The organism is Bradyrhizobium sp. S3.3.6, assembly GCF_040546905.1.
GTDB lineage: Bacteria > Pseudomonadota > Alphaproteobacteria > Rhizobiales > Xanthobacteraceae > Bradyrhizobium > Bradyrhizobium cytisi.
Genome location: NZ_JBEPOT010000009.1, coordinates 41924 through 63861 on the forward strand (window position 1 = coordinate 41924; position 21938 = coordinate 63861).

Sequence of the window (21938 nt, forward strand, 5' to 3'; positions counted from 1 at the left end):
CCCGCCGTGACGAATTTGCGGGCGATTTATCCCAATGAAAACAGGCCCCGCTCTACTGTGCATGGGGTTGTTTTCGGGTCTTTAGTCGGCCGTTCTGTCGGACCCGTCAGGCCTCGATCCGCGTCCGCCCGTCGCCGCTGAACAAATGCAGCTTTTGGCGCACTGCCGCGACCCGGATTTTCTCACCGATCGCCGGGGCCTCGGTCCCGGGAATGCGGACGATGACTTCGCCCGGCGGCAGCTCACCCGGAGTGGCGGCGACGCGCTGCTCGTCCTGGGCGCGCGAGCCGTAAATAAAAGTTTCGGCGCCGACGCGTTCGATCGCTTCCACCGTCAGCGGCAATGCGACACCGCCGGCCGGGGTCTGGTCGGTGATGGCAAAATCCTCGGGACGGATGCCGAGGATGCCGGCCTCGCCCGCGCTGCCGCCAAGCTGCGACTTGATCTCCTCGGTGCGCATCGACATCAGATTCATCGGCGGCGCGCCGATGAAGGAGGCGACGAAGGTCGTGGCCGGCTTCTCGTAGATCGCGAGGGGATTGCCGATCTGCTCGACCTGGCCGCCATTCATCACGACGAGGATGTCGGCGAGCGTCATCGCCTCGAGCTGGTCATGGGTGACGTAGACCGACGTCGTCTTGAGGCGGCGCTGCAATTTGCGGATCTCGACGCGCATCGCGATGCGCAGCTTGGCGTCGAGGTTCGACAGCGGCTCGTCGAACAGAAACACCTTTGGCTGGCGCACGATGGCGCGGCCCATGGCGACGCGCTGGCGCTGACCGCCGGAGAGCTGGCGCGGCTTGCGCTCCAGCATCGCCGAGAGCTCGAGCACGCGCGCGGCTTCCTCGACGCGGGTCTTGATCTCGGCTTCCTTCATGCCGCGATTGCGCAGGCCGTAAGCCATGTTGTTGAACACGCTCATATGCGGATAGAGCGCGTAGTTCTGGAACACCATCGCGATGTCGCGATCGGCGGGCTCGACCTGGTTGACGACGCGGCCGCCGATGTCGATCTCGCCGCCGGTGACGGTCTCGAGGCCCGCGACCATGCGGAGCAGCGTGGACTTGCCGCAGCCGGAGGGGCCGACCAGCACGCAGAACTGGCCGTCGCCGACATCGACGTTGACGCCCTTGATGGCCTCGAAGCCGCCGGGATAGGTCTTGCGGACGTTGCGCAGGGTGACGTTGGCCATAACTCTCTACTTCTCCGTCTCGACCAGGCCGCGCACGAACAGTTTCTGCATGGCGACGACGACGAACACCGGCGGCAGCATGGCCAGCACGGCGGTCGCCATCACGATCGGCCATTCGGTCAGCGCATCGTTAGTGGTCATCATCTTGCGAATGCCGATCTGGATGGTCTGCATGTCGTCGCGGGTGGTGATCAGCAGCGGCCAGAGATATTGATTCCAGCCGAGGATGAAGAGGATCACGAACAGCGCGGCCATGTTGGTGCGCGACAGCGGCAACAGCGTATCCCAGAAGAAGCGCAAGGGGCCGGCGCCGTCGATGCGCGAGGCCTCCAGCAATTCATCCGGCACGGTCATGAAGAACTGGCGGAACAGCAGCGTTGCCGTGGCCGACGCGATCAGCGGCAGCGCGAGGCCGGCGTAGCTGTCGAGCATGTGCAGGTCGGCGACGATCTTGTAGGTCGGATAGATGCGGACCTCGACCGGCAGCATCAGCGTGATGAAGATGATCCAGAAGATCGGCATCCGAAAGGGAAAACGGAAATAGACGATCGCATAGGCGGAGATGATCGAGATCGCGATCTTGCCGATCGCGATCGCCAACGCCATCACCAGCGAGTTCAGCATCATGTTGCCGACGGGCTCGCGGGTCGAGCCGCTCGTGCCGACGAAGATGGTCTGGTAGTAGACCTCGAAGAAATGTCCGCCGGGCAACAGCGACATCTGCCCGTTGGCGATCAGCGCGTTGTCCTGGGTCGAGGCGACGAAGGCGACGTAGACCGGGAAGGCGACGATCGCGATCCCGATCCAGAGGATGATGTGGGCGACGTAGCGTCGAAAGCCTTCTTGCTCTACCATCAGTAGGTCACCTTGCGTTCGACGAAGCGGAACTGGATTCCGGTCAGCACGATGACCATGACCATCAGGATCACCGACTGCGCCGCGGAGCTGCCGAGGTTTCCGCCGATCAGGCCGTCGTTGTAGACCTTGTAGACCAGGGTCTCCGTCGACTTGCCGGGACCGCCGCGGGTCATGGTGTCGATGATGCCGAAGGTGTCGAAGAAGGCGTAGACGATGTTGACGACCAGCAGGAAGAAGATGGTCGGGGACAGCAGCGGGAAGGTCACGGTCCAGAACCGGCGCATCGGGCGCGCGCCGTCGATCGCGGCGGCCTCGAGCACGCTCTTCGGAATGCTCGCGAGACCTGCGAGGAAGAACAGGAAGTTATAGGAGATCTGCTTCCACGCGGCGGCAAGGATGACCAGTGTCGCGGCCTGATTGCCGTCGAGCAGCGGATTCCATTCGATGCCGGCGGCGCGCAGATAGCGCGAGAGCACGCCGAGCGAGGGATGCAGCATGAAGACCCAGAGCACGCCGACCACGGGCGGCGCCACGGCATAGGGCCAGATCAGCAGCGTGCGGTAGACGGCGCCGCCGCGCATCGGCTTGTCCGCCATCACCGCGAGCAGCAGCGCCACGGAGAGCGAGGACGCCGCGATCGCAAACGAGAAGAAGAAGGTTCGGACGATCGTCTCGAAATAGGCGGGATCGCTCAACAGCTCGACATAATTCTCGAACCACACGAAGCTCGTCGAGAGGCCGAAAGCGTCCTGCAGCAGGAAGGACTGAATGACGGCCTGCACGGCCGGCCAGTAGAAGAAAATCAGAACGATCGCGAGTTGCGGCGCAACCAGCGCGTAGGGCAGCAGCTTTGATTGGAAAATCGCTTGCTTTTGCATGATGGGGGTGGCGCCGGCGGGCCGCTCGTCGTGCGGTTCCGCCGGCGCCTTCGCCTTATTTTACGGCGGTCTTCTCGAACTGACGCAGCATCGTGTTGCCGCGCTCGACGGAGGCATCGAGCGCCTGCTTGGCGGTCTTCTTGCCGGCCAGCGCCTGCTCGATCTCTTCGGCCCAGACGTCACGGAGCTGAACCATGTTGCCAAGGCGCAGGCCGCGCGAGTTCTCGGTCGGCTCCTTGTTGGTCAGCTCGAGCAGCGGGGTCTCGAGATAGGGCTGATCCTTGTAGAAGCCCTCGGCCTTGGCCTTTTCGTAGGCGGCCTTGGTGATCGGCAGATAGCCCGAAGCCTTGTGGATGTAGACCTGACGATCGGTGTCCGAGAGGAAGGTCAGGAATTTGGCGATGCCCTTGTATTCGTCGGCCGACTTGCCGCCCATGACCCAGAGCGAAGCGCCGCCGATGATCGAGTTCTGCGGTGCGCCCTTGACGTCAGGATAATACGGCATCGGCGCAGCGGTGAAGTTGAACTTGGCCTGCGCCTTGACGTTGCCGAAGAAGGCCGACGAGGTCAGGTAGATCGCGCACTCACCCGAGGTGAAGCGGCCTTCGCCCTGGTTGGTGCGGCCGGCGTAGTCGTAGGTCTTGTCCTTCTGCAGCTCGACCAGCTTCTCGAGATGCTTCTCCTGCAGCGGCGCATTGAACTCGAGCTTGGTGTCGAAGCCGTCGAGGCCGTTCGCCTTGCTGGCAAGCGGCACGTTGTGCCAGGCGGAGAGCTGCTCGAGATTGACCCAGGTGACCCAGGAGTTGGAGAAGCCGCAGGTCGGATGGCCGTTGTCGTGCAGCTTCTTGGCGACCTCGAACACTTCGGGCCAGGTCTTCGGGATCTCTGCGTTGACCTTCTTCAGCTCGTCGAGGTTGACCCACATGACGGTCGACGACGAGTTGAAGGGGAAGGACAGCATCTCGCCCTTCGAGGTCGAATAGTAGCCGGTGATCGCGGACAGATAATTCTTCGGATCGAACTTCTCGCCGGCATCGGTCATCAGCTTGTAGACGGGCTTCACGGCGCCGGTCGCGGCCATCATGGTCGCGGTGCCGACTTCGAACACCTGCATGATGTGCGGGGCGTTGCCGGCGCGGAACGCGGCGATGCCGGCGTTCATGGTGTCGGGATAGCTGCCCTTGTAGGTCGGGATGACCTTGTAGTCGCTCTGCGACGCATTGAAGTCGTTGGCGAGCTTGACGATGACGTCGTTATTCGCGCCTGTCATCGCGTGCCACCACTGGATTTCAGTCACGGCCAGCGCCGGCGAAGCCGTCATGCCAACCGCAAATGCAACAGCGGCAGCCGCCCCAAAATATCGAAGAGCCATCAAGTACCTCCCTTGGCCGTCAAAAAGAAGCGCTTGCGCTAGCAGCGCCACATGACGTTCACATGACTGTGTAAGCGGCCGAAACGAAAGCAGCAAGCGCTGCCAAAAGGGAAGCCATCAAATAGGCGAAGACGCGCGCTCGGGCAGCCTCCTCCGTCCGCAGTGTACATGCGTGCCCGTGCCGCACTGCGGCATTTGCTTGGGTGACGAGGCGAGGGCCCTAGCGCTTGCGCTCGGGCCCGCAGACTACGCCGCTCTCGACCATCGCGTCGATCTCCGCCTTTGAGTAGCCGAACTCGCCTAGCACCTCCTGGGAGTGCTGGCTGAATTTCGGCGGCAGGCGGCGCAGGCTCGGCTTGTTGCGATCGAGTCGGATCGGCGAGGCCACGCCCTTGTACCAGTCCTTCTCGATGACATCGCCGCGCGCGATCGTGTGCGGGTTGGTCAATGCCTGGTCGATCTTCTGCACCGGGCCCGCGGGCAGGCCCGCGGCCAGCAGGCGATTGCACAGCGGCTCGGCCTCGTGCTGGCTGAACACCGCGGCAAGCTCGGCGCGCAGCGCGTCGCGGTTGGCGATGCGGTCCTTGTTGCGGGCAAAGCGCGGATCGGTGCCGAGCTCGGGCTTACCGATCTCCTTGGCGAGCTTGCGGAAGGTGCCGTCATTGCCGACGCCGATGAAGATGTCGTCGGTCCTGGTCGGGAAGATCGCGTAGGGCACGAGGTTCGGATGCTCGTTGCCGGTGAGGCCGGGCGGCCTGCCATGCATGAAATAATTCGCGGTGTGCGGATGCATGATGGCGAGGCCGGTCTCGTACAGCGTCGTCTCCAGGAACTGGCCCTTGCCGGAGCGCTGCCGCTCGGACAGCGCCATCAGGATGCCGATCGCTGCGTAAAGACCGGTGGTGATGTCGACCAGCGGCACGCCGATCCGCATCGGCCCGCTCTCCGGCGAGCCGGTCGCCGCGATCATGCCGGTCATGGCCTGGATGATGGCGTCATAGCCGGGATTGCCGCCGCGCGGCCCGTCGGCGCCGAAGCCGCAGATCCGGCAATGCACCAGGCGCGGGAATTTCTGGCTGAGCACGTCGTTGCCGATGCCCCATTTCTCCAGCGTGCCCGGCTTGAAATTCTCGATCAGGACGTCGGCCGTCTCCAGCATCTTGAGCAGCACGACACGGCCGCCTTCGGAGGCGAGGTCGAGGCCGATGGAGCGCTTGTTGCGGTTGATGCCGACGAAATAGGCCGCGTCTTCCTCGTGGAAGGGAGGGCCCCAGTCGCGCACCTCGTCGCCTGCCGGCGGCTCGACCTTGATCACGTCGGCGCCATGGTCGGCGAGGATCTGGGTGCAGTAGGGACCGCCGAGCACGCGCGTGAGATCGACGACGCGCAGTCCGCTCATTGCGCCCAAAACGGCTTCAGTCATGCCTTCGCTCCCCTGTGTCGACGTCTGATCACAGGCCTAGCGAGGTTCGTCCAAGCCAGCAATGGCTTGCCGCTTGGGGGCGTATGCGCCGCCGCGCAATCCCGCGGCGCGGCAGATCTGGCGGAAGCGGCCGGCCCAAGGGGGATCTCGGGCCAGCCAAATCCACCGTCAGATCAGACGACCGTCAGGCGGACGTCGACATTGCCGCGCGTCGCGTTGGAGTACGGGCACACCTGATGTGCCTTCTCGACCAGCGCCTCGGCGTCGGCGCGGGATAGCCCCGGCAGCGAGACGGCCAGATCGATGTCGAGGCCGAAGCCGCCTTCCGAGCGCGGGCCGATGCCGACGGTCGAGGTGACGGAGGCGTCGGCGGGAACCTTCGGGCCGCCCTGCGACGACACGAACTTCATCGCGCCGATGAAGCAGGCGGCATAGCCGGCCGCAAACAGCTGCTCGGGATTGTTGCCGGCGCCGCCGCCGCCGCCGAGCTCCTTCGGTGTGGTGAGCTTGACGTCGAGTGCGCCGTCGAGGGTCGCGGCGTGGCCGTCACGGCCGCCGGTGGCTTTTGCGCTGGTCTTGTAGAGGACGTTCACGGACATTTTCGTCTCCTCAGGGTCTTCGGGTTGTGGTGGCGCCTGTATCGCAAACAATTAGATTGTGCGCAATTGAAATTTGCATGCCTCACATTTAATTGTTCGCAATTGAATGTCGGCCCGCCCGGTCCCACAATGCGGGTCAATCACGTGAGATTCTCTATGGCCCGGAAATTATCGACCCTGGATCCGCAACGCCTCGACAACCAGATCTGCTTCGCCGTCTATTCAGCCGCGCATGCCTTCAACCGCGTCTACAAGCCGCTGCTCGACCGGCTCGGCCTGACCTATCCGCAATATCTGGTGATGCTGGTGCTGTGGGAACGCGACGACGTGCCACTTAAGGATATCGGCGAAAAGCTGTTTCTGGATTCGGGCACGCTGACGCCGCTGCTCAAGCGACTCGAAGCCGCGCACCTCGTCAAGCGCACGCGCTCCAGCGAGGATGAGCGTCAGGTCCTGATCGCGCTGACGCCGCAGGGGCACGCCCTGAAGGACAAGGCGCGCAGCGTCCCCCAGTCGATCCTGGCCGCGTCGGACTGCTCGGTCGCAGAGCTGGTCGCAATGAAGGACGAGATCGTCGCGCTGCGCGATCGGCTGAATGCGGTGATTGGGGAGTAGGTCGCTAAAGCCCGGCCTCGCTACGAGGGACTTCCCGGGCTTGCCCAGCCGAAGCTCGCGAAGCGAGCGAAGGCTGGTGGAGCCAGGCGGGATCGAACCGCCGACCTCTTGCATGCCATGCAAGCGCTCTCCCAGCTGAGCTATGGCCCCTTAAGTCCTGGGACGATCCTGGTGGATCACTCCCGACCGGCGAGCCTGGTGACTCGCGCGGTGCACCCTTTTTCACAGATCAGGGCTGATCTCAAGTCTCTTCATCGCCTCCGACATCACCAATGATGTCGGTCACGTCCTCATCGCCTTCTTCTTCGTCGGCAATGAAGGTCGAATCATCGTCATCGTCGTCGTCGATGGTCTCGTCGACCTCGATATCGTCCTCGGATTCGGGGACGACGGCCTTGACCTTGCCGGTGTTCTCCTCGGCATCGGCCTCCTCGAGGGAGACCTCTTCGACCTCGGCCGGCTCCGGCGTGGTGTCCGCCGCTGCTGCAGCGTGGCGGGCTTCGGCGCCGCGCGGTACACGCGCCGGCGCCACGGGCGCGATCGGGACCACTTCGCCGGTATAGGGCGAGATCACCGGAGTCTTGTTGAGGTCGTAGAACTTCTTGCCCGTAGTCGGGCAAATACGTTTGGTTCCGAGTTCGGACTTGGCCACGGCAGAGGAATCCTGGGATGTCTGAAAAGCGGTGTTTCACTTGGCTAGTTGGCGGCCCGCTGTCAATAGCGCATTACGAGAGAAAGACATGCTCGTGACGGCGGAGGGACCATGTGGTACCTGCCCGCAGCCTCTTCGGACGCATTCGAGGACACAATCTTGACCCATTCCGACAAGCCGACGCCGCTCAAGTCGCGCGCAAGCGGTCCCCTGACCGGAAAAGTACGGGTGCCCGGCGACAAGTCGATCTCCCACCGCGCCCTCATCCTGGGTGCGCTGGCTGTCGGCGAGACCCGGATTTCAGGCCTTTTGGAGGGCGAGGACGTCCTCAACACCGCCAAATCCATGCAGGCGCTCGGCGCCAAGGTCGAGCGCACCGGCGATTTCGCCTGGACGGTGCAGGGCGTCGGCGTCGGAGGCTTTGCCCAGCCCAAGGCCGCGCTGGATTTCGGCAACTCCGGCACCGGCTGCCGGCTGGTCATGGGCGCCGTCGCCGGTTGCCCGATCTCGGCGGTGTTCGACGGCGATGCCTCGCTGCGCAGCCGCCCGATGCGCCGGATCCTCGATCCGCTGGAAAAAATGGGCGCCAGGGTCGCTTCTACCGCTGAGGGTGGCCGCCTGCCGCTGACCGTCCAGGGCGCGCGTGATCCGCTGCCGATCACCTACAAGACTCCGGTCGCCTCGGCCCAGATCAAGTCGGCGGTGCTGCTGGCGGGCTTGTCTGCGCCGGGCACCACCACCGTGATCGAGAGCGAGGCCAGCCGCGATCACACCGAGCTGATGCTGAAGCATTTTGGCGCGGATATCACCTCGGTCGTCGAGGGCGCTCACGGCCGCCGCATCACGCTGGTCGGCCAGCCCGAGCTGCATGGCGCCACCGTCATCGTGCCCGCCGATCCGTCCTCAGCGGCATTTCCGGTCGTCGCGGCGCTGATCGTCGAAGGCTCCGATGTCGTTCTTTCGGACGTGATGACCAATCCGCTTCGGACTGGCCTTTTTACGACGCTGCGTGAAATGGGCGCTTCCATCGAGGAAAGCAAAGTGCGCGGCGACGCCGGCGAGCCGATGGCGCAGTTGCGTGTGCGCGCGTCAAAACTGCGCGGCGTCGAGGTACCGCCGGAACGCGCGCCCTCGATGATCGATGAATATCTGGTGCTGGCGGTCGCGGCTTCGTTCGCCGAAGGCACGACCATCATGCGCGGCCTGCAGGAGCTGCGCGTCAAGGAATCCGATCGGCTCGAGGCCACTGCGGACATGCTCCGCGTCAACGGGGTGAAGGTCACTGTCTCCGGCGACGATCTGATTGTCGAGGGCCGCGGCCATGTCCCCGGCGGCGGCACGGTCGCCACGCATATGGACCACCGTATCGCGATGTCGGCGCTGATGATGGGCTGCGCGTCCGATCAGCCGGTGACGGTCGACGACACCGCTTTCATCGCCACCAGTTTCCCGGACTTCATTCCGATGATGCGGTCGCTAGGGGCCGAGTTTTCATGATCATCGCCATTGATGGACCCGCGGCCTCGGGCAAGGGCACGCTCGGCAAGCGCCTCGCCCATCATTACGGCTATCGTCACCTCGATACCGGCGTGATCTATCGTGCGGTCGCCTACGCCCTGATGCAGTCCGGCCACGATCTCCGGGACGAGGCGGCTGCAGTGCAGGCCGCGCTGGAACTCGATCCCGAAAAGTTCGGCAATCCCGCCCTCAAGACCCAGGCGGCCGGCGAAGGCGCCTCCATCGTTTCGGCGATCCCCAGGGTTCGCGAGGTCCTGCTCAATTTCCAGCGGCAATTCGCCGCCGGTCCGCCCGGCGCGGTGCTGGATGGCCGGGACATTGGAACCGTGATCTGCCCCGATGCCGACGTGAAGATTTTCGTCGTGGCTGATCCAAAAGTCCGCGCCCGCCGCCGCACCATGGAGGCGAGGGCGCGGGGCGAGGAGGCGGACGAGGCTGCGGTGCTCGCCGACATCATCCAGCGCGACGAACGGGACAAGAACAGGCCAATTGCGCCTTTGAAACCGGCCGCGGATGCTTACTTGCTAGATAACTCCCAACTGGATATAGAAGGCGGCGTCCGGGCCGCCATCGACATTATCGAGGCCGTCCGAGCGGGCCGGTCGCGGGGTTAAGCCGCAGCCGTCATTGGAGGAAGCGCCCGCTCCCGCTCTTTGAGGTCGATACTCTCGGTCCCTGTTTGGGGCCGACGTGATCCAGGCTCCGGACAAAAGATTCCACGTATCGCACGTGCGGGCCCAGCCGGCCCGCTTCCGCTGTTCCGGCTTCAGGCCGGAGCAGCGAGCGGTCGCCCGAAGGTTTTGTGGACCTTCCGACACTGCACGTCCGATACGCCCAAAAACCCAACGGCCGGCAAGACATCCGCAACTGGAGAACAAATGGCTTCGATTTCCGCTGATACCTATAGCCCCTCGCGTGACGATTTCGCCGCGATGCTCGACGAGTCCTTTGCAGGTGGCAACCTGCAGGAGAGCTCCGTCGTCAAGGGCAAGGTGGTTGCAATTGAAAAGGACATGGCCGTCATCGACGTCGGCCTGAAGACCGAAGGCCGCGTTGCGCTGCGCGAATTTTCCGGCCCCGGCCGTGACAGCGAGATCAAGGTTGGCGACGAGGTGGAAGTGTTCCTCGATCGCATCGAGAACGCCCTCGGCGAGGCCGTGCTGTCGCGCGACAAGGCGCGCCGCGAGGAGAGCTGGGGCAAGCTGGAGAAGGCGTTCCAGAACAACGAGAAGGTCACGGGCGTCATCTTCAACCAGGTCAAGGGCGGCTTCACCGTCGACCTCGACGGTGCCGTTGCCTTCCTGCCGCGCTCGCAGGTCGACATCCGTCCGATCCGTGACGTTGCGCCGCTGATGAACAACGCGCAGCCGTTCCAGATCCTCAAGATGGACCGCCGTCGCGGCAACATCGTCGTCTCCCGCCGCACGGTTCTGGAAGAGACCCGCGCCGAGCAGCGTCAGGAGCTGGTGCAGAATCTCGAAGAGGGTCAGGTCATCGACGGCGTGGTCAAGAACATCACCGATTACGGTGCGTTCGTTGACCTCGGCGGCATCGACGGCCTGCTGCACGTCACTGACATCGCGTGGCGCCGCGTCAACCACCCGACCGAGGTGCTCTCGATCGGCCAGACCGTGAAGGTCAAGATCATCAAGATCAACCACGAGACGCACCGCATCTCGCTGGGCATGAAGCAGCTGCTGGACGATCCGTGGCAGGGCATCGAAGCCAAGTATCCGCTGGGTGCCCGCTTCACCGGCCGTGTCACCAACATCACCGACTACGGTGCGTTCGTCGAGCTCGAGCCGGGCATCGAAGGCCTGATCCACGTCTCCGAGATGTCGTGGACCAAGAAGAACATGCACCCCGGCAAGATCGTGTCGACCTCGCAGGAAGTCGACGTGCAGGTGCTGGAAGTCGATTCCGTCAAGCGCCGCATCTCGCTCGGCCTCAAGCAGACCATGCGCAACCCCTGGGAGGTCTTCGTCGAAGGTCACCCGACCGGTTCGACCGTCGAGGGCGAGGTCAAGAACAAGACCGAGTTCGGCCTGTTCCTGGGTCTCGAAGGCGACGTCGACGGCATGGTCCATCTCTCCGACCTCGACTGGAAGCTTCCGGGCGAGCAGGTGATCGACAACTACAAGAAGGGCGACGTGGTGAAAGCCGTGGTGCTCGATGTGGACGTCGAGAAGGAGCGCATCTCGCTCGGCATCAAGCAGCTCGAAGGCGACCCCTTCGCCGAGCCGGGCGATGTCAAGAAGGGCGCGGTCGTGACCTGCGAAGTGCTCGAAGTGAAGGAGAGCGGCATCGAGGTGAAGATCGCCGGGACCGACTTCACCACCTTCGTCAAGCGCTCGGAGCTCGCGCGTGACCGCAACGACCAGCGCGCCGAACGCTTTGCCGTCGGCGAGAAGGTCGATGCCCGCGTGATCCAGTTCGACAAGAAGGCCCGCAAGGTCCAGGTGTCGATCAAGGCGCTCGAAGTCGCCGAAGAAAAGGAAGCCATCGCGCAGTACGGCTCCTCGGATTCGGGTGCGACGCTTGGCGACATCCTGGGCACCGCGCTCAAGAACCGCGACAGCAAGTAAGCGAAACGCTTCTTTTCGCTGACATCAAAGCCCCGGCGCGAGCCGGGGCTTTTTTGCTGCGGCTCCGTTCGGGCGACGCGGGGCCTTGTTTTCTTCAAATTGCGCCGCAATTGATGTATCCAGACAAGCCATTGGTCACGTTGTGACGGCACAACGCCAGCGGCCTTTCATTTGGAGATATTCCGATGTCGCTCGATTCGGACATCATCGTCGATCGCCGCAGGATCCGCCGCAAGCTGACGTTCTGGCGCGTGATGGCCGCGCTGATCGCGATCGCTGCGATCGCGGGCTTTGCATTGATCGCAACACCCGGCGCGCGCGGCACCTTCGCTACCGCCGGCTCGATCGCGCGTGTGCAGATCGATGGCCTGATCCGCAGCGATTCCGACCGCACGCAGGCGCTGGAGCGGCTGGAGACTTCGCAGGCCGCCGCCGTCATCGTTCACGTCAACTCGCCGGGCGGCACCACCGCCGGCTCCGAGCAGCTGTATGACTCGCTCACCCGGCTGAAGGCGAAGAAACCGCTGGTCGTCGTGGTCGAGGGTCTCGCCGCCTCCGGCGGCTACATCACCGCCATTGCCAGCGATCACATCATCGCCCAGCAGAGCTCGCTGGTCGGCTCGATCGGCGTGCTGTTCCAGTTTCCCAACGTCTCGGACCTCCTGAAGACCATCGGTGTCAAGGTCGAGGAAGTGAAGTCCACGCCGCTGAAGGCCGCGCCCAACGGTTTTGAGCCGACCAGCCCCGAGGCCCGGGCCGCGCTGGATGCGCTGGTGAAGGATTCCTATGCCTGGTTCAAGGATCTGGTGAAGCAGCGCCGTGGCATGGATGACACGCAGCTCGAAAAAGTCGTCGATGGCCGCGTCTTCACCGGACGCCAGGCGATCGATCTCAAGCTGATCGATCAGCTCGGCGACGAGAAAACCGCCGTGACCTGGCTCGAGGAGCAGAAGGGCGTCAAGAAGGGTCTCAGCGTGCGCGATTACAAGCTCGAGCCACGCTTTGGCGACCTAACGTTCCTCAAGACGGCAGCCGCGGTGACGCTGGAAGCGCTTGGATTCGGCTCGATTGCACATCAAATCGCGCAAACCGGCGTCGTGCAGGCGGTCGATCGCGTCGGGTTGGATGGAATGCTGGCCCTGTGGCAGCCGGCTGCGTCGAATTGACCGGAAAGGCGGGAACAACGCGAGCTCAAGAGCTTTTTCCCGTCTCGCGGGTAGCTGCGCAGCCCGCTTTTTCGGCATTTGTCACGCATTTTCACGACGCTCAAGCTTCATTTAGCGTCTTGACAGATCAAGGCATTTTCACGGAAATGGTCATCCGCACGCTCCCGGGTCCTATCTCTCGATGATCAAATCCGAACTTGTTCAGCGTATCGCCGAGCACAACCCGCATCTGTACCAGCGGGATGTCGAGAACATTGTGAATGCGATTCTCGAGGAGATCGTAGCGGCACTCGCGCGCGGCGACCGCGTCGAGCTGCGCGGCTTCGGCGCTTTCTCGGTGAAGCACCGCCCTGCGCGCGCCGGCCGCAATCCACGTACCGGCGCCCATGTCCCCGTCGATCAGAAGAGCGTTCCGTTCTTCAAGACCGGCAAGGAAATGCGCGAGCGGTTGAACCGCGATCATCCGGATCCTGGCGCGCCGGATTAAGTCTGTCGTCCGGGCTTAACCGAACGGCCGCATGATGCGGCAGCAAGCTTGATTCAAGACGAGCGCTCGCGATGCGAAAGTTCCTGACCGCGCTGATCGTGATTCCGCTGGCCCTCATCCTGTTGACCTTTGCGGTCGCCAACCGGCATTTCGTCACCGTCTCGTTCGATCCCTTTATGGCGGCCGATCCGGCCCTGTCGGTCACGCTGCCTCTGTTCCTGCTGCTGATCCTGGTCGCTGCTTTGGGCGTGATCGCCGGCGGCTGCGCGGTCTGGTTCGGCCAACGGCACTGGCGGCGCGCCGCACGCCGGCATGAGGCGGATGCACAGGCCGCCCGGGGCGAGCTGGCCGATCTGCGGGCCCAGACGGCCCCGGCCAAGCCCGAGTCCCGGCACCTCCCGGTGCCATCAGGGGTAGGCCTTTACGGGGCCATCGGGCGAGACAAGCAGCGCGCGACGTTGTAGAAGCGGCCCGGACTGAAAAACCCGTTTTCCGGCCGCCGCTTGCGGCCTCCACCCGCTTTGAGATCATGTCCCTGCTCGTCAAAATCTGCGGCCTGTCCACACGCGAGACGCTCGAAACGGCGCTCGACGCGGGCGCGGACATGGTGGGGTTCGTGTTCTTCCCGCCGTCGCCGCGGCATGTCTCGCTGGAGACGGGGCGCGATCTCGGCCGCCAGGTGAAGGGGCGTGCGCTCAAGGTCGCGCTCACCGTCGATGCCGACGACGCCACGTTCGACAACATCATGGATGCGCTGTCGCCCGACATATTGCAGCTCCACGGCCAAGAGAGCGCCGCGCGGCTGCGCGATATCAAGCAGAAGTTCGGCCGCCCGGTGATGAAAGCGGTGCCGGTCGCAACATCAGCCGATCTCGCCGTGCTGCCCGGCTATGCCGCGGTCGCCGACCGCATCCTGTTCGACGCGCGCGCGCCAAAGGATGCGACGCGCCCCGGCGGCCTGGGCGCAGCCTTCGATTGGCACCTGCTGGAACATCTCGATCTCAAATTGCCTTACATGGTCTCGGGCGGGCTTGACGCCGACAACGTCGCCGAAGCCCTCCGCGTCACCGGCGCCGGTGGCGCCGACGTGTCCTCGGGTGTCGAGAGCGCGCCTGGCGTCAAGGACCCCGAGCTGATCAAGGCCTTCATTCGCGCCGCGCGCGCCACGCAAGAGTTGAGCGTCCGATGAACATCGCCAAGCCAAATTCCTACCGCAGCGGCCCCGACGAGCGCGGCCATTTCGGCATTTTCGGCGGACGCTTCGTCGCCGAAACCTTGATGCCGCTGATCCTCGATCTGGAGAAGGCCTACACCGCGGCCAAGGCCGATCCGGCCTTCCAGGCCGAGATGAACGGCTATCTCAAGAACTATGTCGGCCGGCCCTCGCCACTTTATTTCGCCGAGCGCCTCACCGAGCATCTCGGCGGCGCCAAGATTTACCTCAAGCGCGAAGAGCTCAACCACACCGGTTCGCACAAGGTGAACAACGTGCTCGGCCAGATCATGCTGGCGCGGCGCATGGGCAAGAAGCGCATCATCGCCGAGACCGGTGCCGGCCAGCACGGCGTCGCCACCGCGACGCTGTGCGCGCGGTTTGGTCTCGAATGCGTGGTCTATATGGGCGCCGTCGATGTCGAACGGCAGCAGCCCAACGTCATCCGCATGGAAATGCTGGGCGCAACGGTGCATCCGGTTCAGTCCGGCACGCGCACGCTGAAGGACGCCATGAACGAGGCGCTGCGCGACTGGGTTACCAACGTGCACAACACCTTCTACTGCATCGGCACGGTCGCGGGTCCGCATCCCTATCCGACGCTGGTGCGCGACTTCCAGTCCATCATCGGCAACGAGACCAAGGTGCAGATGCAGGAGGTCGAAGGCCGGCTGCCGGACTCTCTTGTTGCCTGCATCGGCGGCGGCTCGAACGCGATGGGCCTGTTCCATCCCTTCCTCGACGATTCCACCGTCGAGATCTTCGGTGTCGAAGCCGCGGGCCATGGGCTGACGCAGCTGCACGCTGCATCCATCGCGGGCGGCCGTCCCGGCGTGCTGCACGGCAACCGCACTTATCTCCTGATGGACGCGGACGGCCAGATCCAGGACGCGCATTCGATCTCGGCCGGCCTCGACTATCCCGGCATCGGCCCGGAGCATTCCTGGCTGCACGAGATCGGCCGCGTCAATTATCTCTCCGCGACCGATGACGAGGCGCTTGCCGCGTTCCAGCTGCTCTCGAAGCTCGAAGGCATCATCCCGGCGCTCGAGCCCGCGCACGCCATCGCCAAGGTGATGGAGCTCGCGCCGAAACGGCCAAGAGATCACCTGATGGTCGTCAATCTCTCCGGCCGCGGCGACAAGGACGTCCCGCAGGTCGGCGACATCCTGAAGGGCAAGACCAAGTGACCACGCGTATCGACACCCGTTTCGCCGAGCTGAAAAAAGCCGGCCGCTCGGCCTTCGTCACTTTCGTGATGGCCGGCGATCCCGATCCGGCTACGTCGCTCGAGATCATCAAGGCGTTGCCGAAATCGGGCGCCGACGTGATCGAGCTCGGCATGCCCTTCACCGATCCGATGGCCGATGGCCCGTCGATCCAGGCCGCTGGCTTGCGCGCGCTCAAGGTCGGCATGACGCTGAAGAAGACGCTCGATCTCGTGCGCGACTTTCGCAAGGACGACAATGCGACGCCGATCGTGCTGATGGGCTATTACAATCCGATCTACATCTACGGCGTCGACAAGTTTCTGGTCGATGCGAAGGCCGCCGGCATCGATGGGCTGATCATCGTCGATTTGCCGCCGGAAGAGGATGACGAGCTCTGCCTGCCTGCGATGAAGGCCGGCCTCAACTTCATTCGCCTGGCGACGCCGACGACCGACGACAAGCGCCTGCCGGCGGTGCTCGCCAACACCTCGGGCTTTGTCTACTACGTCGCCATCACCGGCATCACCGGTGCGGCTGCGGCGGACGCGACCGCCGTGAGCGGGGCGGTCGCCCGCATCAAGCGCCACACCAAATTGCCGGTCTGCGTCGGCTTCGGCATCCGCACGCCGGAGAACGCCCAGGCTATTGCCTCACATGCCAACGGGGCCGTGGTCGGCACCGCGCTGATCGACGCGCTCAAGAACAGCCTCGATGCCGGGGGCCGCGCAACCGCCAAAACCGTTAACGCCGTGGCTGAGCTGACCGCGGCGCTGGCCCAGGGCGTCAAGGGCGCGAAACAAGCGGCCGAATAGGCCATAATTCCGCTGCCAAAGTGGACGACACGGCGGCTTGCCGGGCAGAGGCCCGGCCGCCATATAGTCCTTCAGGCGATCCCCTGCGGGTTCGCACATCGGAGCAAACCATGAACTGGCTTACCAATGTGGTCCGGCCGAAGATTCGCAACATGCTGCGGCGGGAGACGCCAGAGAATCTGTGGATCAAGTGCCCGGATTCCGGACAGCTCGTGTTCTACAAGGACGTCGAGGCCAACCAGTTCGTCATTCCCGGCTCGAACTACCACATGCGCATGGGCGCGGTGGCGCGTCTGAAATCGATCTTCGACAACGAGACCTGGTTCGACGTGGCTCTGCCCGATGTCACGCCCGATCCGCTTAGGTTTCGCGACGAGAAGAAGTACGTCGATCGCATCAAGGACGCGCGCGCGCGCACCAATCTGAACGACGCGGTCAAGGTCGGCTACGGCAAGCTCGAAGGCGCCGGTGTCGTCATCGCCGTGCAGGATTTCGATTTCATGGGTGGCTCGCTCGGCATGGCTGCGGGTGAAGCCCTCGTGCGCGGGCTCGAGCTCGCGGTCGAGAAGAAGTCGCCCTTCATCGTGTTCGCAGCAAGTGGCGGCGCGCGTATGCAGGAAGGCATCTTGTCGCTGATGCAGATGCCCCGCACCACGGTCGGCGTGCAAATGCTGCGCGAGGCAAAGCAGCCCTATATCGTCGTGCTGACCAACCCGACCACCGGCGGCGTCACTGCGTCCTATGCGATGCTCGGCGACGTGCAGATCGCCGAACCCGGCGCGCTGATCGGCTTCGCCGGTGCGCGCGTGATCGAGCAGACCATCCGCGAGAAGCTGCCGGAAGGCTTCCAGCGCGCCGAATATCTGAAAGAGCACGGCATGGTCGACATGGTCGTGCATCGCCACGAGCTGCGTCCAACTTTGGCGCGGCTCTGCCGCCTGTTGACCAGGGCGCCGGCGCAGGAGAGCGCGTCGAAATCGGTGCAGCCTGTCGTCAGCCCGGCACAGATCGTCATGTCCCCGGAAGTGGCGCCGGCTGCGCCCCACGCGTGAACGCGTCCTCCGACAGCGCAAAGCCGTCGCTCGATGCATTGATCGGGCGGCTGTCGGCCCTGCATCAGAAGCGCATCGATCTCGGGCTCGAGCGGATGCACCGTCTGCTCGAGGGGCTCGGCCATCCCGAACGCAAGCTGCCGCCCGTGATCCACGTTGCCGGCACCAACGGCAAGGGCTCGACGGTGGCCTATCTGCGCGCGACGCTGGAGGCGGCCGGCCTGCGGGTCCACGCCTACACATCGCCCTATCTGGTCCGCATCAACGAATGTTTCCGCCTCGGCCGCGGCGGTGGTGGTGTGCTGGTCTCTGACGACGAGTTGCGCGCCGCGCTGGAAGAGGTTGAGCGCGTCAATGCCGGTGAGCCCGCGACTGTGTTCGAGCTCAAGACCGCGGCCGCCTTCCTTTTGTTTGCACAGAATCCCGCCGACGCAGTCCTCCTCGAGGTCGGCCTCGGCGGCCGGCTCGATTCGACCAATGTGGTCGATGCGCCCGCGGCCTGCGTGATCACGCCGGTTAGCATGGATCACATGGAATTTCTCGGGGACACCCTGGCGTCGATCGCCGGCGAGAAGGCGGCGATCATCAAGCGTGGCGTGCCGGTGATTTGCGCCGAGCAGCCGCCCGAGGCGATGGCGGTGATCGAGGCGCAGGCCAAGCGCATGCGCGCGCCGCTGTTTGCTGCGAACGAAACCTGGCACGTCAATGTCGAGCATGGGCGGCTGGTTTATTCCGACGAGCGCGGCCTGATGGATCTCGCCGCGCCGCGCCTGTTCGGCCGCCACCAGTTCGACAATGCCGGCCTCGCCATCGCAACGCTGCGTGCGATCCACACTTTCAAGGTCAACCAGGCGGCGTACGAGGCCGGCATCCTCGGCGCGGAATGGCCGGCGCGGATGCAGCGTCTCAGCTCGGGCGAACTGCTCTCCTCGGGTCCGCAGGGCTGTGAGATCTGGCTCGACGGCGGACACAATGCCGAAGGCGGCCGCGTCGCAGCCGCCGCGCTCGGCGACCTCGAGGAGCGGGTGTCGCGGCCGCTGGTTGTGATTGCGGGCATGATGGCCAACAAGGACGCGAAGGCGTTTCTCGCCAATTTCGCCGGCCTCACCCGTCACATCATCGCGGTGCCGATTCCGGACACCGAGAACGCGATGCCGGTCGACCGCCTCGCGGATGCCGTGCGCAGCCTCAGCATGCGCGTCGAGATCGCGCCCAGCATCGAGGCCGCGTTGCGCGGCGTGTCGAAGCTTGCCTACGAAGTGCCGCCGCGCATCCTCATCACCGGCTCGCTCTATCTCGCCGGCCACGTGCTGGGCGTCAACGGCACGCCTCCTGCATAAGCTCTCGTGTCCCGGACAAGCGCAGCGAAGCGGAGCGCCGATCCGGGACCCAGAATGCCGCCACATGGGCCCCGGCTCTGCAGCGCACCGCTGAAGTAGCGCTGCGCTGCGTCCGGGGCAAGAGAGAGAATGCCAATGCGTTTTGCCGCCATTGCCGACGTCCACGGAAACTATCTCGCGCTGGAGGCGGTACTTGCCGACATCCGCGCGCAAGGTGTCACCGACATCGTCAATCTCGGCGACATGCTGAGCGGCCCGCTCGATGCGCGTCGCACCATCGAGATCCTGATGAAGCTCGATGCCGTGCACGTGCTCGGCAACCACGACCGCTATCTGCTCGATCGGCCCCCGGAGAAGATGGGCTCGTGGGACCGTCCCGCCCACGCAGCGCTCAACGCCGCTCAACTCGACTGGCTGCGCGCGCAACCGATGACGCGGGTGTTCCGCGACCAGGTTTTTCTCTGCCACGCGACGCCCGAGGATGACGAAATCTACTGGCTCGACACTGTGCATCCCGACGGTACGGTGGCGCTATCGCCGCTCGATCGGATCGAGCAATTCGCGCAAGGGATCACGCAGTCGCTGATCCTCTGCGCTCACACCCATCTTGCCCGTGCCGTGCGGCTTCGCGACGGCCGGCTGATCGTCAATCCCGGCAGCGTCGGAAGCCCCGGCTACCGCGACGTGCATCCGTTCCCGCATCTCGTCGAAGCCGGCACGCCGCACGCGCGCTATGCGATCCTCGAATGCGTTGACGCTGCCTGGCAGGTCACGTTCCGCAATGTCGGTTACGACCATGAAGCGATGGCCGCGCTCGCCCGCCGCAACAATCAGCCGGAGCTCGCGAACGCGCTGGCGACGGGGTGGATCAAGTAGCTATTGCTCTGTCCGGGCCACAGCTACTTCTGTTTCAGCAGCTTCATCGGATCGGCTACCTTCTGCTTCAATTGCTCGAAGCTGCAGTGCCGCGGCGCCTTGTCGGGCCGCCAGCGCAGGATCGAGGTGCCGTGGCGAAAGCGCTCACCGCTGAAATGGTCGTAGCAGACCTCGATCACGAGCGCAGGCTTGAGCGGACACCACTTCGCCGAGCGATCGGTGGACCAGCGGCTGGGTCCGCCCGGCGCGCTGCCGCTGAAGCCGGGCTCGCCGATCAATGCCTCCAGCCTGTCTGTCAGAGCCGGCTTCTCCTCTGCCTTGATCGCTGAGGTGAAGCCGACATGGTGCAGCAGCCCCGCGTCATCGTAGAGCCCGAGCAGCAGCGAGCCGACGACTTTCCGCCCCGAGAGCTTGTTGGTCGCGTAGCGGAAGCCGCCGACCACACAATCGGCGCTGCGAAACTTCTTGATCTTCTGCATGCCGTCGCGGTTTCCCGCCTGATAGGACAGGTCGACGCGCTTGGCGATGACGCCGTCCGAGCCGCCGCCCGCCTGCGCCAACCACTTCTTCGCGGTGGCGTAGCTCATCGTCGCCGGTGAGAGACGGAACGTGCTCCCTCTCAGATTGGCCTTTGCAAAGGCCTCCAGCGCCAGCCGTCTTTTGCCAAGCGGCTCGTTGGCGAGATGCTTCTCCCTGGCTGTTGCGAGCAGATCGAAGACAAGATAGAGCGCCGGCGTCGCCTCCGAGAGCTTCTTGACGCGGCTTGCGGCGGGATGGATCCGTTGCAGCAATGCGTCGAAGGAAAAAGCTTTGCCCAGCGGTACGACGATCTCGCCGTCGAGCGTGAATCCATCCGCCCTCAGCTTCTGCGCGGCGGCGACGATTTCAGGGAAGTACCGGGCGAGGCCCTCGCCTGATTTCGAGCGCAGATCAATGCTGCTGCCGGCGCGCGACAGCAGGCAGCGAAAACCATCCCATTTCGGCTCGTACTGCCACTCCTTGCCGCGCGGTATGGCATCGACCGACCGCGCCTCCATGGCCGTCAGCATGGCAGGCTTCCGACGGGTTTGTCGGCGGGAAGAGGGCACTGCGAACGCTCTTTGACTCAGAACATCCCCTTCCAACGCGAAGCGCGAGAGTTCGCTCCTCCCGGAAGCCGTGACAATTTACTATGCGCACGTATTATAAGTCACATAGCAAAGGTTAGGCACGTCATGAGCGACGAAAACACCTGGCAGTGCGAATACGCCATCGAGACGTCTGCACCCGCAGAGACGATCTGGAGCATCTTTCGCGATGTTCGCAGCTGGAAAGCCTGGAATGCAGGCATCGAGCGGATCGACATCGACGGGCCCTTTGTGGCCGGCACCTGGTTCACGATGACGCCACCCGGCGAGGATGCGCTACGCTCGCAACTGATCGAGGTCCGCGAGAACGCATGCTTCATCGACGAAACGCGAGTCGGCGATCTCGTGATCAAGGTAGCCCATCGCATCGAACCTCTTGGATCGGCGCGCACGCGCGTCGTCTATGCCGTCGACGCAAGAGGGCCGCAGGCGTCCGAGATCGGTCCGGCTGTCGCGTCGGATTTTCCCGAGGTTCTCGCCAGCCTTGCCAAGCTCGCTGAAACGAGAGCGGGATGATTGCGGCAGGCAAAAACTAAAACGGCCGACATGGCGCCGGCCGTTCTCGAAATCATCGTGTCGCGAGGCGGATCAGACCGCGGAGGTGATCCACTGCTGGAGCTTCGCCTTCGGCGCCGCGCCGACCTGACGGGAGGCCATCTCGCCGCCCTTGAAGATCATCAGGGTCGGGATCGACATCACGCCGTACTTCGACGCGGTCTTCGGGCTCTCGTCGACGTTGAGCTTCACGATCTTGACCTTGTCGCCCATTGTGCCGGCGATCTCGTCAAGCGCGGGGGCGATCATGCGGCAGGGGCCGCACCATTCGGCCCAGAAATCGACGACCACAGGACCGTTCGCCTTGAGCACTTCGGCTTCGAAATCGGTATCGGATACCTTGCCAACGGCCATTGCAGTACCTCACTCGGTTGAAAGAGAATCGGCGCGACGTAGAATCGCGCCCG

Annotated in this window: 23 protein-coding genes and 1 tRNA gene; 14 read left to right on the plus strand and 10 right to left on the minus strand. The window is 64.2% G+C overall.

Annotation, left to right across the window (positions count from 1 at the left end; genetic code table 11):
- Window positions 1-106: 106 nt before the first annotated feature.
- From ABID59_RS24385 to ABID59_RS24410, 6 genes are all read right to left on the minus strand, one after another.
- The gene (locus ABID59_RS24385; RefSeq protein ID WP_354085074.1) at window positions 107-1192 is read right to left on the minus strand and encodes a sn-glycerol-3-phosphate import ATP-binding protein UgpC; all 1086 of its coding nucleotides are present in this window, start codon (window positions 1190-1192) and stop codon (window positions 107-109) included.
- Between the two features lie 6 nt (window positions 1193-1198).
- Entirely contained in the window at window positions 1199-2047 is an 849-nt protein-coding gene (gene ugpE / locus ABID59_RS24390; RefSeq protein ID WP_354085075.1) for a sn-glycerol-3-phosphate ABC transporter permease UgpE, read from the minus strand.
- A complete protein-coding gene (ugpA, locus tag ABID59_RS24395; protein ID WP_148749065.1) occupies window positions 2047-2928 on the minus strand; it encodes a sn-glycerol-3-phosphate ABC transporter permease UgpA in 882 nt (293 codons plus the stop codon). Before ugpA ends, ugpE begins: the two co-directional genes overlap by 1 nt.
- A 55-nt stretch (window positions 2929-2983) precedes the next feature.
- The gene (ugpB, locus tag ABID59_RS24400; RefSeq protein ID WP_148749066.1) at window positions 2984-4300 is read right to left on the minus strand and encodes a sn-glycerol-3-phosphate ABC transporter substrate-binding protein UgpB; all 1317 of its coding nucleotides are present in this window, start codon (window positions 4298-4300) and stop codon (window positions 2984-2986) included.
- 220 nt (window positions 4301-4520) lie between these two features.
- On the minus strand, window positions 4521-5723 hold the full coding sequence (locus tag ABID59_RS24405) for a CaiB/BaiF CoA transferase family protein (RefSeq protein WP_354085076.1): 1203 nt from the start codon (window positions 5721-5723) through the stop codon (window positions 4521-4523).
- A gap of 173 nt (window positions 5724-5896) precedes the next feature.
- On the minus strand, window positions 5897-6322 hold the full coding sequence (locus ABID59_RS24410; RefSeq protein WP_148749068.1) for an organic hydroperoxide resistance protein: 426 nt from the start codon (window positions 6320-6322) through the stop codon (window positions 5897-5899).
- A 156-nt stretch (window positions 6323-6478) separates the two neighbouring features.
- On the opposite strand from ABID59_RS24410, the gene ABID59_RS24415 reads away from it, so the two are divergent.
- A complete protein-coding gene (locus ABID59_RS24415; protein WP_354085077.1) occupies window positions 6479-6937 on the plus strand; it encodes a MarR family winged helix-turn-helix transcriptional regulator in 459 nt (152 codons plus the stop codon).
- A 74-nt stretch (window positions 6938-7011) separates the two neighbouring features.
- Here the strand turns inward: ABID59_RS24415 and ABID59_RS24420 are convergent.
- Both ABID59_RS24420 and ABID59_RS24425 read right to left on the minus strand, forming a co-directional pair.
- Window positions 7012-7087 (minus strand) — tRNA-Ala (locus ABID59_RS24420).
- A 91-nt stretch (window positions 7088-7178) separates the two neighbouring features.
- Window positions 7179-7589 carry a TIGR02300 family protein gene (locus ABID59_RS24425; RefSeq protein ID WP_148749070.1) on the minus strand — a complete coding sequence of 137 codons (411 nt, stop codon included), beginning with the start codon at window positions 7587-7589 and terminating at the stop codon, window positions 7179-7181.
- A 111-nt stretch (window positions 7590-7700) separates the two neighbouring features.
- Here ABID59_RS24425 and aroA point away from each other — a divergent pair, with 111 nt between their 5' ends.
- From aroA to ABID59_RS24485, 12 genes are all read left to right on the plus strand, one after another.
- Entirely contained in the window at window positions 7701-9086 is a 1386-nt protein-coding gene (gene aroA, locus ABID59_RS24430) for a 3-phosphoshikimate 1-carboxyvinyltransferase (protein WP_502916827.1), read from the plus strand.
- The gene (cmk, locus tag ABID59_RS24435) at window positions 9083-9721 is read left to right on the plus strand and encodes a (d)CMP kinase (RefSeq protein ID WP_354085079.1); all 639 of its coding nucleotides are present in this window, start codon (window positions 9083-9085) and stop codon (window positions 9719-9721) included. Before aroA ends, cmk begins: the two co-directional genes overlap by 4 nt.
- 264 nt (window positions 9722-9985) lie before the next feature.
- The gene (rpsA, locus tag ABID59_RS24440; protein ID WP_148749073.1) at window positions 9986-11692 is read left to right on the plus strand and encodes a 30S ribosomal protein S1; all 1707 of its coding nucleotides are present in this window, start codon (window positions 9986-9988) and stop codon (window positions 11690-11692) included.
- 185 nt (window positions 11693-11877) lie between these two features.
- Window positions 11878-12858 carry a signal peptide peptidase SppA gene (sppA, locus tag ABID59_RS24445; RefSeq protein ID WP_354031291.1) on the plus strand — a complete coding sequence of 327 codons (981 nt, stop codon included), beginning with the start codon at window positions 11878-11880 and terminating at the stop codon, window positions 12856-12858.
- Window positions 12859-13039: 181 nt separating this feature from the next.
- On the plus strand, window positions 13040-13345 hold the full coding sequence (locus ABID59_RS24450; protein ID WP_007598410.1) for an integration host factor subunit beta: 306 nt from the start codon (window positions 13040-13042) through the stop codon (window positions 13343-13345).
- Window positions 13346-13416: 71 nt separating this feature from the next.
- Complete coding sequence (locus ABID59_RS24455; protein ID WP_354085080.1) at window positions 13417-13809, plus strand: lipopolysaccharide assembly protein LapA domain-containing protein; 393 nt, start codon at window positions 13417-13419, stop codon at window positions 13807-13809.
- A 65-nt stretch (window positions 13810-13874) separates the two neighbouring features.
- A complete protein-coding gene (locus tag ABID59_RS24460; protein WP_354031292.1) occupies window positions 13875-14534 on the plus strand; it encodes a phosphoribosylanthranilate isomerase in 660 nt (219 codons plus the stop codon).
- A complete protein-coding gene (gene trpB, locus ABID59_RS24465; RefSeq protein WP_354085081.1) occupies window positions 14531-15748 on the plus strand; it encodes a tryptophan synthase subunit beta in 1218 nt (405 codons plus the stop codon). Before ABID59_RS24460 ends, trpB begins: the two co-directional genes overlap by 4 nt.
- Complete coding sequence (trpA, locus tag ABID59_RS24470) at window positions 15745-16581, plus strand: tryptophan synthase subunit alpha (protein WP_354085082.1); 837 nt, start codon at window positions 15745-15747, stop codon at window positions 16579-16581. Before trpB ends, trpA begins: the two co-directional genes overlap by 4 nt.
- Window positions 16582-16691: 110 nt before the next feature.
- On the plus strand, window positions 16692-17633 hold the full coding sequence (gene accD, locus ABID59_RS24475; RefSeq protein ID WP_354085083.1) for an acetyl-CoA carboxylase, carboxyltransferase subunit beta: 942 nt from the start codon (window positions 16692-16694) through the stop codon (window positions 17631-17633).
- On the plus strand, window positions 17630-18973 hold the full coding sequence (locus tag ABID59_RS24480; protein ID WP_354085084.1) for a bifunctional folylpolyglutamate synthase/dihydrofolate synthase: 1344 nt from the start codon (window positions 17630-17632) through the stop codon (window positions 18971-18973). The genes accD and ABID59_RS24480 overlap by 4 nt, the downstream gene beginning before the upstream one ends.
- Before the next feature lie 135 nt (window positions 18974-19108).
- Window positions 19109-19849: a metallophosphoesterase family protein gene (locus tag ABID59_RS24485; protein WP_354085085.1), complete on the plus strand. Its 741-nt coding sequence runs from the start codon at window positions 19109-19111 to the stop codon at window positions 19847-19849.
- Window positions 19850-19872: 23 nt separating this feature from the next.
- On the opposite strand, the gene ABID59_RS24490 is transcribed toward ABID59_RS24485, so the two are convergent.
- Window positions 19873-20886, minus strand: coding sequence for an ATP-dependent DNA ligase (locus tag ABID59_RS24490; RefSeq protein ID WP_354085202.1), 1014 nt, complete (start codon window positions 20884-20886; stop codon window positions 19873-19875).
- A gap of 177 nt (window positions 20887-21063) precedes the next feature.
- On the opposite strand from ABID59_RS24490, the gene ABID59_RS24495 reads away from it, so the two are divergent.
- The gene (locus tag ABID59_RS24495) at window positions 21064-21492 is read left to right on the plus strand and encodes an SRPBCC family protein (RefSeq protein ID WP_354085086.1); all 429 of its coding nucleotides are present in this window, start codon (window positions 21064-21066) and stop codon (window positions 21490-21492) included.
- A gap of 72 nt (window positions 21493-21564) precedes the next feature.
- Here ABID59_RS24495 and trxA read toward each other — a convergent pair whose 3' ends face one another.
- Window positions 21565-21885: a thioredoxin gene (gene trxA / locus ABID59_RS24500; protein ID WP_148749083.1), complete on the minus strand. Its 321-nt coding sequence runs from the start codon at window positions 21883-21885 to the stop codon at window positions 21565-21567.
- Window positions 21886-21938: the final 53 nt, after the last annotated feature.

Bases quoted from the DNA above. Each gene is read 5' to 3' on its own strand.
- ABID59_RS24405 (WP_354085076.1), bottom strand. From the start codon at position 5,723: ATGACTGAAGCCGTTTTGGGCGCAATGAGCGGACTGCGCGTCGTCGAT.
- rpsA (WP_148749073.1), top strand. From the start codon at position 9,986: ATGGCTTCGATTTCCGCTGATACCTATAGCCCCTCGCGTGACGATTTC.
- ugpE (WP_354085075.1), bottom strand. From the start codon at position 2,047: ATGGTAGAGCAAGAAGGCTTTCGACGCTACGTCGCCCACATCATCCTC.
- ugpB (WP_148749066.1), bottom strand. From the start codon at position 4,300: ATGGCTCTTCGATATTTTGGGGCGGCTGCCGCTGTTGCATTTGCGGTT.
- ABID59_RS24385 (WP_354085074.1), bottom strand. From the start codon at position 1,192: ATGGCCAACGTCACCCTGCGCAACGTCCGCAAGACCTATCCCGGCGGC.
- ABID59_RS24410 (WP_148749068.1), bottom strand. From the start codon at position 6,322: ATGTCCGTGAACGTCCTCTACAAGACCAGCGCAAAAGCCACCGGCGGC.
- ABID59_RS24455 (WP_354085080.1), top strand. From the start codon at position 13,417: ATGCGAAAGTTCCTGACCGCGCTGATCGTGATTCCGCTGGCCCTCATC.
- accD (WP_354085083.1), top strand. From the start codon at position 16,692: ATGAACTGGCTTACCAATGTGGTCCGGCCGAAGATTCGCAACATGCTG.
- ABID59_RS24490 (WP_354085202.1), bottom strand. From the start codon at position 20,886: ATGGAGGCGCGGTCGGTCGATGCCATACCGCGCGGCAAGGAGTGGCAG.
- ugpA (WP_148749065.1), bottom strand. From the start codon at position 2,928: ATGCAAAAGCAAGCGATTTTCCAATCAAAGCTGCTGCCCTACGCGCTG.
- trpB (WP_354085081.1), top strand. From the start codon at position 14,531: ATGAACATCGCCAAGCCAAATTCCTACCGCAGCGGCCCCGACGAGCGC.
- ABID59_RS24460 (WP_354031292.1), top strand. From the start codon at position 13,875: ATGTCCCTGCTCGTCAAAATCTGCGGCCTGTCCACACGCGAGACGCTC.
- aroA (WP_502916827.1), top strand. From the start codon at position 7,701: ATGTGGTACCTGCCCGCAGCCTCTTCGGACGCATTCGAGGACACAATC.
- ABID59_RS24485 (WP_354085085.1), top strand. From the start codon at position 19,109: ATGCGTTTTGCCGCCATTGCCGACGTCCACGGAAACTATCTCGCGCTG.
- ABID59_RS24415 (WP_354085077.1), top strand. From the start codon at position 6,479: ATGGCCCGGAAATTATCGACCCTGGATCCGCAACGCCTCGACAACCAG.
- trxA (WP_148749083.1), bottom strand. From the start codon at position 21,885: ATGGCCGTTGGCAAGGTATCCGATACCGATTTCGAAGCCGAAGTGCTC.
- cmk (WP_354085079.1), top strand. From the start codon at position 9,083: ATGATCATCGCCATTGATGGACCCGCGGCCTCGGGCAAGGGCACGCTC.
- sppA (WP_354031291.1), top strand. From the start codon at position 11,878: ATGTCGCTCGATTCGGACATCATCGTCGATCGCCGCAGGATCCGCCGC.
- ABID59_RS24495 (WP_354085086.1), top strand. From the start codon at position 21,064: ATGAGCGACGAAAACACCTGGCAGTGCGAATACGCCATCGAGACGTCT.
- ABID59_RS24450 (WP_007598410.1), top strand. From the start codon at position 13,040: ATGATCAAATCCGAACTTGTTCAGCGTATCGCCGAGCACAACCCGCAT.